We start from the raw sequence: 17766 nt of genomic DNA on the forward strand, positions 1-17766 counted from the left end.
CTTACCGCTGTCCACCTGCGGTGATATCGGGTGCGACTCGTCCAGCCCGCTGTCCGATATTGGCTTCGAACCGGTCCGCGATGATTGCGTGCACCGGTGACTTCCTCCACACTGACGCCCCGCCTCCGCACCCGGATCGCCGCCGTAGCGCTGGCGATCTCGACCGTGACGTTCACCGCCTGCTCGAGCAGCGACGCCGAACCGGCATCGAGTACATCGGCCACCGTGCCGGCCACCGCGACGTTCGCCGATATGGAGACGAAATACGGTGCCCGGCTCGGACTCTCGGTGGTCGATACCGGAAGCGGAGCGACCGTCGACTACCGGGAAGGTGAGCGCTTCCCGATGGCCTCGACTTTCAAGGGTCTGGCGTGCGGCGCTCTCCTGCAAGCGCATCCGCTGTCCACCGGCTATTTCGACCAGGTCATCCGCTACACCGCGGCCGACATCGTCGTGAACTCGCCGGAGACGGAGAAACACATCGACACCGGCATGACCGTCACCGCCCTCTGCGACGCGGCGATCACCCAGTCCGACAACACCGCGGGCAACATGCTGCTCCGATTGCTCGGCGGCCCAGAAGGTTTCACCGCCTTCCTGCGCACCCTGGGCGACACCGTGTCCCGTCTCGATCGCTGGGAGCCCGAGCTCAACACCGCGATCCCCGGCGACGAACGCGACACCACCACCGCCGCCGCTCTGGTGGCGAACTACCGCGCCCTGGTCGTCGGCACCGCCCTCCCCGAACCCGAACGCGACCAACTCGCCACGTGGCTGAAGGCGAGCAAGACCGGCGCCAAACGCATCAAGGCAGGTCTGCCCACGGACTGGATCGTCGGCGACAAAACCGGCAGTCCCGCCTACGGCTCCGCCCTCGACGTAGCGATCGCCTGGCCCCCCAACCGGGCCCCGCTCGTCCTCGCCGTCCTCACCACCAAGCCGGATCAGAACGCTGAACCTTCCAACGACCTCGTCGCGGAGGCAACGAAAGCCGCTGTAGCCCAGCTCAACTGATCGCGCGTGTCGAGGAGCGGACCTGTCACGCGGTCTTTCGCATGCTGAGGTGCGTATGCAAGCCGAGGCGCGCGCCGAACCCGATCAATCGCTCCAGGCTGTACACCCCCTGCTTGCCGGCGCGCATCTCATAGATCCGCGACCTGGAAACACCGAGTCGCTCGGCAGCCTGGGCAGGCGTGAGTTCCAACTCATCGATCCGTGCGAGCACAGCGTCCAGCGCGTCGGCCCAAACCCGAAGCCGTTCCGCCTCTTCCGGGGAGTCCGTGATCGCTTCCCACACATCGGACGTTCGCTGAATTCTCATGGCTTCCTATCCTTTCCGTGCATCCGCTTCCGCCGCGCGATAGCGGTCGCGGCCGACGGACAAGTCGCCGGGCGCGGTCTTCTCTGTCTTCTTGGTAAAGGCGTGGAGCACGTAAACGACATCGCCGAATCTCGCGACGTAGAACATGCGGTAAGCGCCGGTCCGGTCGCGGAATCGAAGTTCGAATGCGCCGGACCCGACAGTCGGCATCGGTTTGAAATCCAATGGCGTTTGGCCGGTCTGTACCCGGTGTAGGCCGTAGCCGAGGCCACGCTGGACCGGCTGTGGCAACTCGCGCAGCCGGTCCAGCGCGTCGCCGACCCACCGGAGCTCTTTCATGCCCTGAGTATACAGATGACATGTATACATTTGATCGCCTACAGTAGTTCGAACGGGCATTCGAACGATGGGGTTGGCATGACGGTGGAACTGGTGAATCCGGACGGGCTGCCCAAGCCCGAGGTGTATCGGCAACTCTCGGGGACTTCGCGGCGCAGGTGGAGCAGGCGTACCTCAATATCGGTACCGCGCTGGCGGCGATCGGTGGCTCGTTCGACGATGTCGCGAAGCTGACGATCTATGTCGTCGACTGGAGTGCGGAGAAGTATCCGCTGCTCGGTGAAGGTATCGCCAGGGCGGCGGCGAAGCTCGGTGTGGATCCGGTCAAGCCGATCACGTTGATCGGGGTGGCCGCGCTCGGTGAGCCGGATCTGCTCATCGAGGTGGAGGCTACGGCGGTGCTCGACTGAGGATTACCGCGCGCCCGCCATCAGGACCTCGGTCGGCGTCGAGCGGTAGCGGCCCGGGGCCGTGCCGAATTCGCGTTTGAAGGCCTTGCCGAAGGCGTACTCGGAGCCGTATCCGGTGTGCCGCGCGACGGTCGAGAGTGGGTGGTCGGTGTCGCGGAGCAGGCGGGCGGCGGTGAGCATGCGCCAGCGGGTGAGGTAGGTCAGTGGGGGTTCGCCGACCAGGGTGGTGAAGCGTTTGGCGAAGGCGGCGCGGCTGAGACCTGCTCGGGCGCCCAGTGATTCGACCGTCCAGCCGTGGGCGGGGTCGTCGTGGACGGCGCGCAGGGAGCGGGAGATGTCCGGGTCGGCGACCGCGGCGGCCCAGCCGGTCGTCTCGGCGGAGTCTGCGAGCTGGGCGCGCAGGAGATAGAGCAGCAGCAAGTCCAGCAGCGGGGGTATCGCCGCGTCGGCGCCGGGGTGGGTGTCGGTGAGCTCGTCGGCCAGCAGGTCGACCGCGGCGCGCAGCGACGGGTGCGTGCCGAGCCGGGCCGGAACGTGGACCACCTCGGGCAGCTCCGTCAGCAGCGGATGGGTTCGGTCGGCGGCGAGCTGGTAGGAACCGCACAGCAGGGTCGCGGGAACGCCCGGTCCCGCCACGATCCGGACATCGTCGGGGCCCGCGGTTTCGGTCACCGGGCTGTCGAGCTGGTCGAGCAGATCGTGGCCGATCCCGCGCGGCATGAAGACCGCGTCACCGGCGCCCAATGCCAGCGGCTCCGCATCGGGTCGCGTCAGCCAGCACGAACCCTGCAGAACCACATGGAAACCCGCGCTCTCGATGCGCGGATACGCCCGACCCCACGGTGCGTGCCGCACGAACATCCCGGAGGCCGGGCTGCCGGTCTTCGCGGTGGCCAGGACATCGCTCAGCAAATCCATGTTCGAAACGATACTCGTAGAGACGATCAGATATGCAGGAAAGATTCTGGATGATTTCCTGTCTCATAAATGGCTCATACGCTGTGCTCATCAGCCCGATGAACACAAGGAGCACGACATGAAGATCGCCGTCTACGGAGCCAGTGGCCACGTCGGAACATTCGCGGTGCGGGAACTGCGCGAGCGCGGTATCGAGGCCGTGGTCGTCGGCCGCAACGCCGCACGGCTCGCCGGATTCGACGTCGAGGTCCGCGTTGCCGAGGCCGACGACCACACCGCGCTCGTCGCCGCGTTCGCCGACGTCGACGCCGTGATCAGTACGCTGCCCGACTACACCGGTCGCGGCGAGGGAGTGCTGCGCGCCGCCATCGCCGCCGGCGTCCATTACGTCGACGTCGCGGGCGAACAGCTCTTCGTCGAGAAGGTCTTCGCCGAATTCGGCCCGCTCGCGGCCGAAGCCGGGGTGACGCTCTCGACCGCGACCACCGAAGCGGGGATCTTCGGCGACCTGCTCGCTCACCTCGGCGCCGAGCGACTCGGCGGCGCTGACGAGATCGTCCTGAGCCATGTCGCCACGCCCGGCGGCGAGGGCTCGCGCGGAAGTATGCGCACCGTCTTCCAGAATCTAGATGTCTTCACCAGTGGCGGCCTGTCATGGTCCGACGGCGAATTCCAGACCGGCCCCCAGCCCCGCCGGACCACCTTCCTGCTTCCTGACGAGACGGAACCCATTGCAGTGATGAAGTTTCCGCAACCCTCCGTGGTGACGATTCCGCGCCACACCACGGTGCGCTCGGAGGGCGTCCTCGCGAAGTCGATCTTCGAGATCGTCGGCACGGTCACCGAAGCTGATCTGGACGCCGCGCCCGAAACGCCGTCGGCCCCGGCCGCGTACTCGATGGTCGTCGACATCCACCGCGATGGCCGGGCCCTACGTGGCATCGGCAGCGGCCCCGACGCCTACCGCAACAGCGCCCAACTCGCGGTCGAGGTCGCGACGCGCATCGCGACGGGTGCGGGCAAGCCGGGTGCGCAGTCACCCGCGGAGCTGTTCGAGCCGGTCGAATTCCTCGACGCTCTCGCGCCGTTCGGCATGACATGGTCGCTGCGTTGACGGTGCGGCTACGGTGGATCGCCGCCCCCGTCGCTGCCGTGGCCGCGCTGGTCCTGGTGGCGTTCGGTGTCCGCGACACCGAAACCACCTGGTCGAGTGCCTGGACGACCGCGGTGCAGTACCCGGTCTACCAGAACTGGTCGGCGATGGGTTTCGACGACCAGACTGTGCGACAGGTGTTTCGCCTGTCGCAGGAGGGGCCGCAGGTCAGGATTCGGTTGTCGAACCGCTTCGGCGAGTACCCCCTGCCCGTGTCGGCGGCGACGGTGGCCGCCAGTGCGGGGGGCGCGGCGATCGTCCCGGAATCGGTGCGGGGGTTGAGCGTCGGTGGGCAGTCCACCTTCGTGATCGCGCCGGGGGCCGAGGTGATCAGCGACGCGGTGCGCACCGTGGGGGCATCGATCGCGGTCACTCTCTATTTCGACCGACCCACCGGCCCCGCGACGCAGCACGGCCAGTCGCTGGCCACCAGCTACCGTGCGCAGGGCGATCACGCCGACGACCCGTCGGCGGCACCGTTCACCGACACCTCGCAGTCCTGGTACTACGTGGCAGGTATCGAGACGCTGCGGTCGAGCAGCGGCGACGTCACCGTGGCCTTCGGCGATTCGATCACCGACGGCTACCGCTCGACACTCGACGCCGACCTGCGCTACCCCGACCAGCTCGCGGCGGTAGGCCACCACGGCCCGGTGATCAACGCCGGAATCAGTGGCAACAGGCTGCTCACCGACTCGACCGCGCTCGGCGACAGCGCGCTGGCCCGGTTCCGTCGCGATGTTCTCGACCAACCGGGCGTCGGTACCGTCGTCGTCCTGATCGGGATCAACGACATCGGTCTGTCGGACAGCGTGGGCCCGGACGGGGTTGTCTTCCCACCGGTTTCGGCCGACCAGCTCATCACCGGATATCGCGCGTTGATCGCGCAGGCGCGCGCGGCGGGTGTGCGCATCGTCGGCGCGACCATTCTGCCGTTCGCCGGGTCGGCGTACTACTCGCCCGAGCGGGAGCGGTTGCGCACCGAGGTGAACACTTGGATTCGGGAGTCGGGCGCCTTCGACAAGGTGGTCGATCTCGAACAGGCGTTGGCCACTCCCGGTGATCGCACCCGTCTCGCCGACGGTTTCGACAGCGGTGATCACCTGCATCCCAATGATTCCGGCTATCGGGCCATGGCCACGGTCATCGCGCCTGCTCTCGCCGCGTGACCGCCGTCTCGCCCCACCTGCCGTGACCAGGCCGGATGCTGACCCGTAGCCCAACGGCCGGTGAACCCTGATCCGTCGAGTGGCAGGTAGGGCGGGGGCTCGATATGCTCGACTCCGACTTCGAAACAGGCTGCCTTGCTGCGTGTTTGATCGACCACTGATGGCAGGGGGCCTGTGAGTACTGCGGACGTACTGCCGATGGCACAGACAGTAGCTGCGCCGAAGGCGTCCGGTGACAGCGCTGGATCTGTGGTGCTCGGCGCCGGCGTGGCGGTGGTGGCGATCGCCGCCGTGACCGCGGTGTTCGCGCCGCAGGCCGTCGGTATCCCGGTGCTCACCGCCGCTGTCGCCGCGGCACTGATCGGCTGCCCTGCGGTGTGGTTCGCGCTGCGTCAGCGCGCGCAGGCGCGCGCGAGTCTGGCCGCCGCCCAGCGGGCCGAACAGCAACTGGCTGCCACCGTGGCCGAGGCGAGCGCACGGCTGACCCAGGCCGACGAGCACACCGCCGCCTACGCCTGGGAAGCCCAGGAGAATTCGCGGCGGGGCGCGGCGGCACTGGCCGCGTTCGCCGGCGCCGCGGGCCGTATCCAGGCGATGACCACCTCGATGCTGGCCGAGCTGCGGGAGATGGAACACCGCCACGCCGACCCCCGGGTGCTCACCGACCTGCTCCACATCGACCACCGCACCGCCCAGGCGGGGCGCCTCGCCGACAGCATCGCGGTGCTGTCGGGTGCGCGCACCGGCCGTCGCTGGGCGAAACCCATTGCGATGGAATCGATTCTGCGCGGCGCGATGGGTCGGGTCGCCGGGTATCAGCGCGTGCGGCTGCGGGCGATCGCCGAGGTCGGTGTCGCCGGGCATGCCGCCGAAGGCGTGATGCACACGCTCGCCGAACTCCTCGACAATGCCTGCAACTTCTCGCCGCCCACCACCGAGGTGCACGTCTATGCCGCGGAAGTGCCCGCGGGCGTGGTGATCACGATCGAGGACAGCGGCCTGATCATGAGCGATTCCGCGCTGCGCCGCGCCGAAGCCGCCGTGTCCGGACGCGATCACAAGGGCAAGGGCGCCGACCTGGCCTCGTTGTCGGGGACCAGGCTCGGGCTCGCCGTGGTCGGGTACCTGGCGCGCAAACACGAACTCACCGTCTCGTATCGGCCGTCGGCGATCGGCGGCACCGCAGTCGTCGTCGTCGTTCCGCGAGAGCTCACCGCGCGCGCCGAACGTCGCAGTCGCAATGTGGTGGCCCCGCCGCGCTTCGCCGAGCCGGCCACACTGAGCCAGTTCGACAGCCCGATCCCGCGCAGAACCGACACCGGCACCATGGATTTCAGCGAGCCTGTCGGCGAACACGCGCAACCAGAGACCGACGGTGCCCCGGCCTCCTCGCCCATGCTGCCGAAACGTCGCAGGGGCGACACGCTGGCGCAGGTCCACCCCGAAGGCCTCGCCGCCACGCCCGCCGCCAAGGCGCCACCGGCCGAACCCACCGCCCTCGGTGCCTTCCAGCGTTCCGCGCCGGGCCGCACCATTGCAAGCCACGATCCGGGCAGCGCCGCTGCGGCTCCCGACCCACTGGAGGACCGATGACCACCACCGCCCCCGCGAACCTCGGCTGGCTGCTCGAGAAGCTGCTCGCCCGCACCCCGCGTGCCAGGCACGCCTTGCTCCTGTCTGGTGACGGGCTGAAGATCTGCCACACACCAGAACTCGACGTCGACCGCGCTGATCAGTTGGCTGCCATCGCCGCGGGGTTCCAGAGCCTGTCGCACGGGGCTTCCGTCGAGTTCGGTGACGGGCGTGGCGGAGTTCGCCAGTCGATGACCGAGTTCTACGGCGGCATCCTGTTCGTGGTCGAAGCGGGGCGCGGCGCGCACCTGGCGGTGGTCGCCGCCGAGGACGCCGATGCCGGTCTGGTCGGGCACACGATGCACGAGTTGGTCGAACAGCTCGGCGAGCACATGGCGGCCCAGCCCAGACGCGGAGCGATCGATTGACCAGGGCCGGTCGCGACGACGATCCCGACCGCTTCTATACCCTGACCGGCGGCCGAGCTCCCGTCACCGAGGACTTCGACCTGGTCACCCTGGTGGTCAGCGAGTCGGCAGCCACCCCGGGGATGTCCTCGGAACAGGTCGCGGTCCTCGACATCTGCCGGGCGCCCACCGCGGTGGTGGAGATCGCTGCCGAGCTGCGGCTGCCCGTCGGTGTCACCACGGTTGTCCTGTCGGACCTGCTGGCCGCGGGCAAGATCACGGTGCGCCCACCGCTGTCCGCGGCGATGTCGCTGGATGCTTCCACCCTCGAGAAGGTGCTCGTTGGACTTCGCAAGCTCTGAGAACGTGCCCGAGCGGGCGAAAGCGCCGCTGCACAGCACGGCAATGCACGGGTTGAAGATCGTGGTCATCGGCGGATTCGGTGTCGGCAAAACGACGTTGGTGCGCTCGGTGAGCGAGATCCGGCCACTCGACACCGAGGCCACCATGACCGATGTCGGGACGGGCGTCGACGACACCACCGGTGTGCCCGGCAAGTCGACCACCACCGTCGCCTTCGACTTCGGCCGTATCACTCTCGACGACGAACACGTGCTCTACCTGTTCGGAGCCCCTGGGCAGCAACGGTTCTGGTTCCTGTGGGACCGGCTGTTCACGGGCGCGCTCGGCGCGATCGTGCTGGTCGACCAGCGCCGGATCAGTGACTCCTGGTACGCGATCGACCGCCTCGAACACCAGGGCACTCCGTTCGTGGTGGCCTGCAACGACTTCGGTGACTCCCATTCGGCGGGCGCGGTGCGGGACGCACTCGATCTCGATCCGGCTGTGCCGCTGGTGATGTGTGACGCGCGCTCGCGCGAATCGAGCAAGCAGGTGCTGATCGCACTGGTCGAGCACCTGTATTCCGCTGTCCCACAGGGAGAAACCGTTTCATGAGCACACCGACCGGCGCGTGCCCGATCACCGGCGCGGTGCCGTTGAGCGGTCCCGAGTTCCACATCGAACCGCACGAGGTCTATCGGCGGATGCGCCGCGATCACGGTCCCGTCGTGCAGGTCGAGTTGCCCGGCGGGTTCCCGGCGTGGCTGATCATCGGTTACCGCGAACTGCACCAGGTGACCAGTGATCCGCTGCTCTTCCCGCGTGACGTGTCGCTGTGGAATCAGTGGGGCCGGGTGCCGGAGGACTGGCCGCTGCTGCCCATGATCGGGCAACCGATGCCCTCGATCTACTTCACCGCGGGCGCCGAACATCGCAGGCACCTGGCGATGGTGGAACCGGCACTGGACGCGGTCGACCACTTCGAATTGCGCAGGGCCTGTGAGGAACTCGCCGACCGCCTGGTCGACGGGTTCTGCGGTCGTGGCAGCGCCGACCTGATCGCCGAGTTCGCGGTACCGCTGCCCGCTCTCGCCCTGGCGCGCATCCTCGGTCTGCCCGACAACGATGCGGCAGACCTCGCCCTGACGATGAAGCAGCTCGCCGACGGTGGCGCCGACGCCCAGTCCGGGCACGCCCGCTTCGCCGAACACATGGCGCGGCTGGTCGCGGTGAAGCGGGCTCGTCCCGCTGGGGATCTGGCCTCGATGATGCTGGCAGACCCCGAGCCGTTCACCGACGAGGAATACATGAACGACCTGATGGCGATCGCTGCCGCGGGTCACCTCACCACCGCGGACTGGCTCGGCAGTTCGATGCGGCTGATGCTCACCGACGACCGATTCGCGAACGCGCTCGGCGGCGGCAGGCGCAGTGTCGGCGAGGCCATGAACGAGGTGCTCTGGGAAGAGGGGCCCACCTCGATTCTGGCGGGCCGGTGGGCAGCGCGCGACACCCGTCTCGCCGACAAGACGATTCGGGCGGGTGACCTCCTGCTGCTCGGTCTCGCGGCCGCCAATCTCGATCCGCATGTGCGCCAATCGTTTACCGAGGGCGGCTCCGTACCCACCGGTAACAGCGCCCATTTCGCGTTCAGCTACGGCGAATACCGCTGCCCTTTCCCGGCGCAGCAGATCGCGGAGATCATCGCCAGGACCGGGATCGAGGTGCTGCTCGACCGGCTTCCCGATGTCGATCTCGGGGTGCCCGCCGACCAGCTCACCCGGCGGCCTTCGGCTTTCCTTCGGGGCATGACCGCACTGCCCGTTCGTTTCACACCAGTTCGACCCGTCGGAGGTTTTTCGTGAGCTCGCCATGCCCTTTCGCCATCGACCCCATGGTCGGTGACCTCAACGGGGAAACCGCCCGCCTTCGAGCACTCGGTCCGATCACCCGGATCGACCTGCTCGGTGTGCCCGCCTGGACCGTCACCGATCACGCCGTCGCACGTCAGCTGACCACCGACACCCGGCTGGTCAAGGACATCAACGCGTGGTCGCTGTATGCCGACGGCGTGGTGACCACCCAGTGGCCGCTGATCGGGATGGTCCTCGTCGACCGTTCGATGTTCAGCGTCGACGGCGCCGAGCACCGCCGGTTGCGGCTCAAGACAGCCCAGGCACTGGCCCCGCGGCGGCTGGAGGAGCTGCGCCCGGTGGTCGAACAGCTGACCGCCGACCTGCTCGACGACCTCGAGGCCGCCGGCGCCGATGGCGCTGCGGTGGACCTCAAGGAGGTTTTCGCCTATCCGCTGCCGATGCGCGTGGTCGGCGACCTGATGGGCGTCGCGCGCGAAGACCACGCGCAGCTGCTCGAGTGGTACAAGAAGTTCTTCTCGGTGATGACCCCGCAGGACGAGCGCCTCGAGGTGATGAGCGGCCTCGATGTGTACTTCACCGACCTGGTCCGGCAGAAGATCGCGGACCCGGCCGATGATCTGACCTCGGCGTTCGTCACCGCCGACGAGGGCGGCGAGCCGCTCACCGAGGAAGAGGCGATCGGCAACATCAAGGCCCTCGTCGCGGCAGGACACGAGACCACCGTCAGCCTGATCATCAACACCGTGCGCGCGCTGCTCGCCGAACCCGAGCAGCTGGCGAAAGTCCTTGCCGGGGACGTGGAGTGGAAGCAGGTCATCGAGGAATCGCTGCGCTGGGACGGCCCGGTCTCGCACCTGCTGATGCGCTTCGCCACCGAGGACATCGTTGTCGGCGACACCGTGATCGCCAAGGGCGATGGCGTGGTGATGTCCTACCGTGCCGTCGGCCGCGACACCGCGGTGCACGGCGAGACCGCCGACGAGTTCGACGTGACGCGCTCGACCGCCAACCGCCACTTGGCCTTCGGCTACGGCCCGCACATCTGCCCCGGCGCCGCGCTGTCGCGTCTGGAAGCCGCGATCGCGCTGCCCGCGCTGTTCGCCCGCTTCCCGAAGCTGCGCCTTGCCGTGCCCGACAGTGAGATCGGCAACCTGCCGGTGCTCACGCAGAACGATCTGGCCGCGCTGCCGATCATCCTGAGCTGACCGGCGACGCGTCGCGCCCGGTGGTTCCTACGCCGGGCGCGACGCTATCCGTGCGCTACAGACCCAGATCGCGGCCGATCAGTTCCTTCATGATCTCGTTGGAGCCCGCCCAGATCTTGGTCACCCTGGCGTCCATCCACGCCCGCGCGACCCGGTATTCACGCATGTAGCCGTAGCCGCCGTGCAACTGCACACACGCGTCGAGCACGTCGTTCTGCACCTGCGCCGACCACCACTTGGCCTTCGCCGCGTCGACCGCGGACAGCTCACCGGCAGCATGGGCGACGATGCCCTGATCGACGAATGCCTGTGTCACTTCGATTTTGGTGACCAGCTCGGCGAACAGGAACTTGTTGTACTGGAAGCTGCCGATCTGCTGCCCGAATGCCTTGCGCTCCTTGGCATACTGCAGCGTCTCGTCCAGGATCGCCGAGGCATGGGCGAGGTTGGAGATCGCCGCGCCGATGCGTTCCTGCGGCAGCCGCTCCATCATGGCGATGAAGCCACGGTCGACCTCGCCGAGCCGGTTGGCGTCGGGGACACGCACATTGTCGAAGAACAGTTCGGCGGTATCGGATTCGGGCTGACCGACCTTGTCGAGCTTGCGCCCGCGAGTGAAGCCGTCCATCCCGGTCTCGATGACGAACAGCGTGATGCCCTTGGCCTTCTTCTCCGGGCTGGTGCGGGCGGCGACGATCACGAGGTCGGCGTTGAAACCGTTGGTGATGAACGTCTTCGAGCCGTTGATGATCCAGTCGTCGCCGTCACGCACGGCGGTGGTCTTCAGCGCGGCCAGGTCGGAACCGCCCGACGGCTCGGTCATGCCGATGGCCGTGATGATCTCGCCGGTGCAGAACTTCGGGAGCCAGCGCCGCTTCTGTTCGTCGTTGGTGAGCTCGACCATGTAGGGCGCGCACACGTCGTAGTGGATGCCGAACGAGGACGCGATCGCGGCGCTCGCCTTCGACAGTTCCTCGCCGAACACCGCGTTGAAGCGGTAGTCGCCCGCGTCGCTGCCACCGAACTCCTCGGGCACGCCGAGGCCGAGGTAGCCCAGTTCACCTGCCGCGAGCCAGGTTTCGCGGTCGATCGCCCGTTCTTCGACGAAGCGTTCGGCATTCGGCGCGATCGAGCGCTTGACGAACTCGGCGACCGACGCGCGGAAGGCGTCGTGGTCCTCGGTAAAGATGGAGCGCTTCATGGTGTCCTTTCGCTGACTTACTGTTCGGGCCGTTCGCCCAGCAGAACCAAAGACGCCCGGACAACTCTGGCCGCGTCGGGTTCCTCACCGCTGATCACATCGGTGTAGATGAAGGTCTCGGTGATCCGCACCAGCAGCAGCGCCAACTCGGGCACCGGCAGCAGCGGATCGAGAGCATCGGCCGAAATCTCTTCGGCGAGTAGTTCTTCCACGATCGCGACGATGCGATGCTGCACCGTTCCCGCGCGCGTGGTGAGCAGTCGCAGCGACCGTTCGGGTTCGCGCAACAGGAATTGGCGGAAGGCGTGGGAGGTGTTGGTGGCCTGGGCGAAATCGCCGAGGATGGTCGCGATGCGGTACGCGCCGTGACCCGGAGCCGCGGCGGCCGCGCGACGCAAGGTGGGCTCGGCGACCGACCAGATGACCTCGGCGAGCAGTTCGTCGCGCCCACCGACCCATCGGAACAGCGTTGCCCGGTTCACCCCGAGCGCGACGGCGAGTTCCTTCATCTCCAGTCGGTGCCCGGCCAGGAATACGGCCCTGGCGGCGCGGAACGCGCTCACGGCATCGGGGCGCGCCGCCGCGTCCTGGAGGCGTTTCTCCAGGGCCGTCTGCTCGATCACGTCACCTCCATGCACCGTTTCCTACAGTGTATGAACTGTGCAACGTCTGTCAATATGTTGCACTCCGGGCACAAGAACGGGCACAAAAAAACTCCCCGGTCACCATGACCGAGGAGTTCTCGTTGTAGCCCCGACGGGATTCGAACCCGCGCTACCGCCTTGAGAGGGCGGCGTCCTAGGCCGCTAGACGACGGGGCCAGAACAACAGCTCACCGGGGTGAGCCGCGCGGAACATACGATAACCGACGACCTGGTGATCGACCAAAACGGGTGGTCGCCCCGGTTGACCGCCCCTTGGCGGCGGGGCACAGTGGGGCCATGACCAGCAAAGAGCTGCGCGGTGGGGTGGAGATGAGCAATCTCGATCAGCCGCTGTTCGACGGGGCCGAGGCGACCAAGCGGGATCTGGTCGACTACCTCGAGTTCGTGGGGGAGCGGCTCGTTCGGGTGTTGCGGGGGCGGGTGCTGTCGGTGGTGCGGGTCCGGCCGGGGCAGCCGCCGTTCATGCAGAAGAATCTGCCGAAATACACCCCGGAATGGGTGCCGCGCGCGACGGTGTGGGCGGAGAGCTCACATCGCGAGGTCACCTACGCGCTCGGTGACGACGTGCGCACGCTGCTGTGGTTCGGCAACCAGCGCGCGGTGGAGTACCACCCGCTGCTGTTGCCGGTCGACCACAGCGCGGGGCCGACGCACCTGGTGCTCGATCTGGATCCCTCACCGGGGCAGACGTTTCGCGATGCGGCGGCGGGCGCGCAGCTGATCCGGGCCGCGCTGGAAGCCGACGGGCTCGCCGGTGCGGTGAAGACCAGCGGCGCCAAGGGATTACACGTCTACGTGCCGATCGAGCCCGGCGTCGCGATCGAGGACGCCGCCGCGGCGACCCGGGCCGTCGCGGCCAGAGCCGAGCGCATCGATCCCACCGTCGGAACCACCGCGTTCATTCGCGAGGACCGAGCGGGAAAGGTTTTCCTCGACTCCACCCGAGCGGGCGGCGCGACGGTGATCGCGGCATACAGCCCGCGGATCCGACCGGGAGTCCCGGTGTCTTTTCCCTTGCGCTGGAACGACATCGAGTCGGTGACCCCCGCCGACTTCACCCTGCGCACCGCCCCGGATCTGCTCGGTGATACCGACCCGTGGGCCACGGAAATGCCCGCACCGCAAGCACTCCCGGCTGACCTGATCGCCGAAGGCCACACCATCCCGATCGCCCGGGTCCAGGCCATGCACGAGGGCAAACGCCGGGCCCGCGCCCGCCGCGCCGAATGAGCACTGCCAGAGGTTGATCAGCCGCCCAGCGACGCGACGCCCGCCTGGGCGAACTTCTCGTCGAGGTCGCCGCTCGGAGCGCCTGCCACGCCGATGCCCGCGATCGGGGCGTTGTTCGCCTTCACCGGGGCGCCGCCACCGAGGAAGAGGGTGCCGTCGATGTCGGCCAGGTGCGGGGCCGACTCGAGGCGCTTGGCCAGTTCGGTGGTGGGGGCGTTCCAGGAGACGGCGGTGAAGGCCTTCTGCTGGGCGGCGTCGTAGGACTGCGGGCCCGCGCCGTCGCCGCGCAGGGTGACGATGACATTGCCGTTGCGATCGACCACGGCGACGCTCACGCGCTGGTTCTCCCTGGCGGCGGCGTCGAGGGCGGTCTGCGCGGCTTTGGTGGCGGCGGCGATCGACAGGTGGGTGGATTGGGCCAGGTTGGCATCGGCGGCGTCGACGACTACCGGGGTACGGGCCGCCGGGTCCTGATCCTGCGCCTGGACGGTCACGACGCCGACCACACCGGCGGCGACGACACCGGCGGTGGCGCCGGCGATGATGAGGCGATTGCGGGTGGTGGACTTGGCGGTCATGACTGCTCCTGCGTGGATCTCGGCCGTCCGGCGGTCTGCCGTGGCCTGGTGATATCCATCCTGTTCGCGCAGTGGCTCGCGCGGATCGGCGTACCGGCTGCACTCCGGGTACGGATCGGCCGACACCCGGGTCAACCGATCGGATGACCCGTATTCTTGGCGGCTGGCGCCGCGTGTTCTCGGCCTATTAGCCTCGATCTTCCCTCCCTCCGGGCACTCCTTCGTCGCACCCTCCGGTCAGTCCAGATCGAGGCGGCCGAGAACTGATCTTCGTTGGCGCAGCGACGCCACCGTCCGCAGAACAGAGGTGGTTCCTTTGACTCAGCTACTCGGGCAGCAGCGAGACGACACGCGACTGCTTGCTGTCATCGTCCACAGTGCCTTCTATGTCCTGCTGGCCGCTTCGTTGATGCGATGGCTGATCCGGCACAGCGAGACCCGCTCCACACCGTTGATCGTCGTGCTCGCCCTGCTCCTCGCGGTGCTGTACGCGCTGAGTGAACTGCGACAGTCGCATCGGCTGGAATGGTTCGCGCTGCTGGTGGTGAACTGGTCGGTGCTGGTGGTGCTCGCACCGAGCTTCGCCTGGTGCGCGGTGCCGCTGGTGTACACGGGACTGCGGATTCTGTCGGAGCGCGTGGCGGTGATTCTGGTCGTGGCGCTCACCGTGTTGGTGGTGTCGAGTCAGGTGCGCATCGCCGGATGGCTGGATCCGAATCTGGTGCTGGCCCCGCCCGCGGTGGCCGCGGTGACCACGGCGCTGTTCGTCGGTATGCGCCGTCAGGCGGAACGTCAGGCCGCGCTCATCGACGACCTGGTGCGGACCAGGCAGGAACTGGCGGCCACCGAACGCAGGGCGGGCACCCTTGCCGAACGGCAACGGCTCGCCATGGAAATCCACGACACCCTGGCCCAGGGGCTGTCGAGCCAGCGCATGCTGCTCCAAGCCGCCGACCTGGTGTGGGACAGCGATCCGGATCTCGCGCGCACGCATCTGCGCTCGGCCGCCGCCATCGCCGAACACGACCTGACCGAGGCGCGCCGGTTCGTCCACGACCTGGCTCCGGCCGACCTCGCCGTGGGCGGATCGTTGCCCGCCGCGCTGGCCGCACTCGCCGAACGGGAGACGAGCGACTCCCTGACCGTGGGTCTCCATATAGAAGGAACGCCGGGCCAGTTGCCCCAGCGGGTGGAGGCCACCCTGCTGCGCATCGCCCAGGGCGCGCTGGCCAATGTGCGCGAACACGCGGCGGCCACCACCGCGACGATCACGCTGACCAGTCTCGATGACCAGATCGTGCTCGACGTCGCCGACGACGGCCGCGGCTTCGACCCCGACGCACGGGTCGACCCCGCGCGACATCGCGGCCACGGTCTACCCGCGATTCGGGCGCGGGTCCGCCAGCTCGGCGGCACCTGCACCGTGGAGTCCGCGCCCGGCGACGGCACCGTGCTCTCCGCCGCCGTTCCGCTCGCCACCGGCCCGACGTAGCCGCACTACCATCGGCACCTGTGACCACCACCGTGCGCCTGTTGATCTGCGACGATCACGCTGTCGTCCGCGCCGGACTGCACGCGCTGCTGTCGAGCGCCCCCGATATCGAGGTCATCGGGGAGGCCGCCGACGGACCGACCGCGGTCACGCTGGCCGCGAGTCTGTACCCCGATGTGGTGCTGATGGATCTGCAGCTCGGCAAGGACATGGACGGTGTCGAAGCGACCCGCCGGATCACCGCCCAGCCCGCGCCGACCCCGCACGTGCTGGTGCTGACCACCTACGACACCGACGCCGACATCACCCGCGCGATCGAGGCGGGCGCCACCGGTTATCTCCTCAAGGCCGAACGGCCGGAGGAACTGTTCGCCGCGATCCACGCCGCCGCGAGCGGGCAGACCGCCTTGTCCGCGCCGGTCGCCGCCAAGGTGATGGCCAAGATGCGCAATCCCGGCCCCACGCTCACCGCCCGCGAGCGTGACATCCTCGGCCAACTCGCCCACGGCCTCGGCAACCGGGAGATCGCCCGCGCTCTGCACATCAGCGAGGCGACGGTGAAAACCCACCTGGGCCGCATCTACGACAAACTCGACGTCGACACCCGCGCGGCGGCGGTCGCGGTGGCAACCGAGCGGCGCTTGCTCGCCTGAGCCGTCTGGCGGTCCTAAGCGGGCGCCAGGGTGGCGGCGCCGAAGGACACCCGGAAGCGCTCGCACCAGATGCTGACCGACTTCACCGTCGACAGATCGGTGCCCGCGGGCAGCTCATAGTTCTGGCTGCCCTCGTTTCCCTTCAGCGAGCCGAGGTCGATGTGGCTGCCGTCGTCGAAGTTGTGCCAGTCGTCGACGATCACCGGCTGATCGGTGAGCCAGACGTGCAGGGCAGGCCCGTCGGAGGTGTTCAGGTCGACGATCCGCAGCACAATGGTGCCCTCTGACGTGCGCTGGAGCTGCGCGGTGCCGGAGGTGTCGTGCTCATGGGAGAGGAAGGCGCCCTCGGCGATCACCGGCGGTGGCGCGCCGTCCACCGCGGCGATCGGCGCCTCGTCGACGGTCACCGTGGTGAACAGCCGCCACGGCTGGAACAGGTAGAGGCCCACGGTCACGGCCGCGACCAGGCCGACGGCGATGACGGTGAACAGGGTCCGGCGAGTGCTCATTGCGCCTCCTTTTCACCCATCATCCCCTGTCCCGACGCGGGCTGACTGCCCGAATTGCCGGAAAGAAAACGTGACCGGGGTCTCGAAATCCCTATGAGCCCAGTCACATTACGGCACTATAACGACAGTAATGTGATTACGGATTTATTACGGCCGACCAGCGGTGAACAGTGTTCCTTTGGACAATATCCGCTACAAACACGTCCGTGATCGGTACGTGATCTCGGCGCGCATTCCGGCTACATTCGGTCACGGCTTGAACAACAACCCGAGCCGAATCGAATCGCAGAACGCCAGAAAGCCTGCCCCGCGATTCGAGGATCCCCGACATGACTGAGGGGCAGGGACGCGGTAGTTTCCATCACCGAGTCGGTGGACGCAGGCAGGAAATACTTTATGTCTTTGAATCGCAAGTTCACCACCCGTGCCCTTGGTCTTGCCGCTGTTGCCGGCGCGATGATCGCCGTTCCGGCCGGTCTGACCACCGCAACCGCCTCGGCGAACAACTGGGACGCCGTGGCGCAGTGCGAGAGCACGGGCAACTGGAACATCAACACCGGTAACGGCTACTACGGCGGCCTGCAGTTCTCGCAGAGCACCTGGGAAGCCTACGGTGGCGCGGGCTCCGCCGACAACGCCAGCCGTGAAGAGCAGATCCGCGTGGCCGAGAACGTGCTGGCCGCGCAGGGCCCCGGCGCCTGGCCCGTGTGCAGCGCCTACCTGTA

20 protein-coding genes, 1 tRNA gene and 1 pseudogene are annotated in these 17766 nt (G+C 67.9%); 14 read left to right on the forward strand and 8 right to left on the reverse strand.

The features are described 5' to 3' along the window. The first annotated feature begins 96 nt into the window (after positions 1-96). Positions 97-1014 carry a class A beta-lactamase gene (bla, locus tag NS1_RS11020; RefSeq protein WP_062983879.1) on the forward strand — a complete coding sequence of 306 codons (918 nt, stop codon included), beginning with the start codon at positions 97-99 and terminating at the stop codon, positions 1012-1014. A gap of 25 nt (positions 1015-1039) precedes the next feature. Here the strand turns inward: bla and NS1_RS11025 are convergent, their stop codons facing one another. Together NS1_RS11025 and NS1_RS11030 are read right to left on the reverse strand one after the other, a co-directional pair. Continuing rightward, complete coding sequence (locus NS1_RS11025) at positions 1040-1321, reverse strand: helix-turn-helix domain-containing protein (RefSeq protein WP_063816115.1); 282 nt, start codon at positions 1319-1321, stop codon at positions 1040-1042. Positions 1322-1327: 6 nt separating this feature from the next. After that, positions 1328-1660 carry a type II toxin-antitoxin system RelE/ParE family toxin gene (locus NS1_RS11030; protein WP_062983880.1) on the reverse strand — a complete coding sequence of 111 codons (333 nt, stop codon included), beginning with the start codon at positions 1658-1660 and terminating at the stop codon, positions 1328-1330. Positions 1661-1818: 158 nt separating this feature from the next. On the opposite strand from NS1_RS11030, the gene NS1_RS11035 reads away from it, so the two are divergent. Beyond that, entirely contained in the window at positions 1819-2070 is a 252-nt protein-coding gene (locus tag NS1_RS11035) for a RidA family protein (protein ID WP_255284490.1), read from the forward strand. Positions 2071-2073: 3 nt separating this feature from the next. On the opposite strand, the gene NS1_RS11040 is transcribed toward NS1_RS11035, so the two are convergent. Further along, entirely contained in the window at positions 2074-2988 is a 915-nt protein-coding gene (locus tag NS1_RS11040) for an AraC family transcriptional regulator (RefSeq protein ID WP_062983882.1), read from the reverse strand. 118 nt (positions 2989-3106) lie between these two features. Here NS1_RS11040 and NS1_RS11045 point away from each other — a divergent pair, with 118 nt between their 5' ends. From NS1_RS11045 to NS1_RS11080, 8 genes are all read left to right on the forward strand, one after another. Continuing rightward, positions 3107-4102, forward strand: coding sequence for a saccharopine dehydrogenase NADP-binding domain-containing protein (locus NS1_RS11045; RefSeq protein WP_062983884.1), 996 nt, complete (start codon positions 3107-3109; stop codon positions 4100-4102). A 2-nt stretch (positions 4103-4104) separates the two neighbouring features. Next, positions 4105-5310 (forward strand): SGNH/GDSL hydrolase family protein, encoded by a 1206-nt coding sequence (locus tag NS1_RS11050; protein ID WP_255284499.1) that lies wholly within the window; start codon positions 4105-4107, stop codon positions 5308-5310. Between the two features lie 198 nt (positions 5311-5508). Next, complete coding sequence (locus NS1_RS11055) at positions 5509-6903, forward strand: sensor histidine kinase (RefSeq protein ID WP_062984113.1); 1395 nt, start codon at positions 5509-5511, stop codon at positions 6901-6903. After that, entirely contained in the window at positions 6900-7310 is a 411-nt protein-coding gene (locus NS1_RS11060) for a roadblock/LC7 domain-containing protein (RefSeq protein ID WP_056812459.1), read from the forward strand. Before NS1_RS11055 ends, NS1_RS11060 begins: the two co-directional genes overlap by 4 nt. Then, positions 7307-7651, forward strand: a complete 345-nt coding sequence (locus NS1_RS11065) for a DUF742 domain-containing protein (RefSeq protein WP_056812456.1) — start codon at positions 7307-7309, stop codon at positions 7649-7651. Before NS1_RS11060 ends, NS1_RS11065 begins: the two co-directional genes overlap by 4 nt. A 43-nt stretch (positions 7652-7694) precedes the next feature. Then, positions 7695-8246: a GTP-binding protein gene (locus tag NS1_RS11070; protein WP_056815801.1), complete on the forward strand. Its 552-nt coding sequence runs from the start codon at positions 7695-7697 to the stop codon at positions 8244-8246. Further along, complete coding sequence (locus NS1_RS11075; RefSeq protein ID WP_062983886.1) at positions 8243-9496, forward strand: cytochrome P450 family protein; 1254 nt, start codon at positions 8243-8245, stop codon at positions 9494-9496. Before NS1_RS11070 ends, NS1_RS11075 begins: the two co-directional genes overlap by 4 nt. Beyond that, positions 9493-10713 (forward strand): cytochrome P450 family protein, encoded by a 1221-nt coding sequence (locus tag NS1_RS11080; RefSeq protein ID WP_062983887.1) that lies wholly within the window; start codon positions 9493-9495, stop codon positions 10711-10713. The genes NS1_RS11075 and NS1_RS11080 overlap by 4 nt, the downstream gene beginning before the upstream one ends. A 55-nt stretch (positions 10714-10768) precedes the next feature. Here NS1_RS11080 and NS1_RS11085 read toward each other — a convergent pair whose 3' ends face one another. From NS1_RS11085 to NS1_RS11095, 3 genes are all read right to left on the reverse strand, one after another. Beyond that, the gene (locus NS1_RS11085; protein WP_062983889.1) at positions 10769-11914 is read right to left on the reverse strand and encodes an acyl-CoA dehydrogenase family protein; all 1146 of its coding nucleotides are present in this window, start codon (positions 11912-11914) and stop codon (positions 10769-10771) included. Between the two features lie 17 nt (positions 11915-11931). Beyond that, positions 11932-12537 carry a QsdR family transcriptional regulator gene (locus NS1_RS11090; RefSeq protein WP_082843886.1) on the reverse strand — a complete coding sequence of 202 codons (606 nt, stop codon included), beginning with the start codon at positions 12535-12537 and terminating at the stop codon, positions 11932-11934. A gap of 125 nt (positions 12538-12662) precedes the next feature. Beyond that, positions 12663-12735, reverse strand: a tRNA-Glu gene (locus NS1_RS11095). A 120-nt stretch (positions 12736-12855) separates the two neighbouring features. On the opposite strand from NS1_RS11095, the gene NS1_RS11100 reads away from it, so the two are divergent. Next, complete coding sequence (locus tag NS1_RS11100; protein ID WP_062983891.1) at positions 12856-13809, forward strand: DNA polymerase domain-containing protein; 954 nt, start codon at positions 12856-12858, stop codon at positions 13807-13809. Between the two features lie 17 nt (positions 13810-13826). On the opposite strand, the gene NS1_RS11105 is transcribed toward NS1_RS11100, so the two are convergent. Next, entirely contained in the window at positions 13827-14387 is a 561-nt protein-coding gene (locus NS1_RS11105) for a GlcG/HbpS family heme-binding protein (RefSeq protein WP_062984115.1), read from the reverse strand. 316 nt (positions 14388-14703) lie between these two features. Here NS1_RS11105 and NS1_RS11110 point away from each other — a divergent pair, with 316 nt between their 5' ends. Then, positions 14704-15879, forward strand: a complete 1176-nt coding sequence (locus tag NS1_RS11110) for a sensor histidine kinase (protein WP_062984118.1) — start codon at positions 14704-14706, stop codon at positions 15877-15879. 20 nt (positions 15880-15899) lie between these two features. Beyond that, complete coding sequence (locus tag NS1_RS11115) at positions 15900-16532, forward strand: response regulator (protein WP_056812442.1); 633 nt, start codon at positions 15900-15902, stop codon at positions 16530-16532. Positions 16533-16546: 14 nt separating this feature from the next. Here NS1_RS11115 and NS1_RS11120 read toward each other — a convergent pair whose 3' ends face one another. Further along, positions 16547-17041, reverse strand: coding sequence for a DM13 domain-containing protein (locus NS1_RS11120; protein ID WP_062983893.1), 495 nt, complete (start codon positions 17039-17041; stop codon positions 16547-16549). Between the two features lie 396 nt (positions 17042-17437). On the opposite strand from NS1_RS11120, the pseudogene NS1_RS11125 reads away from it, so the two are divergent. Continuing rightward, positions 17438-17764: pseudogene (locus NS1_RS11125) on the forward strand (transglycosylase family protein); the annotation flags it as partial. Between the last annotated feature and the right edge of the window lie 2 nt (positions 17765-17766).

Origin of the sequence: Nocardia salmonicida NBRC 13393, assembly GCF_001613085.1 — a bacterium.
Taxonomy (GTDB): Bacteria; Actinomycetota; Actinomycetes; order Mycobacteriales; family Mycobacteriaceae; genus Nocardia; species Nocardia salmonicida.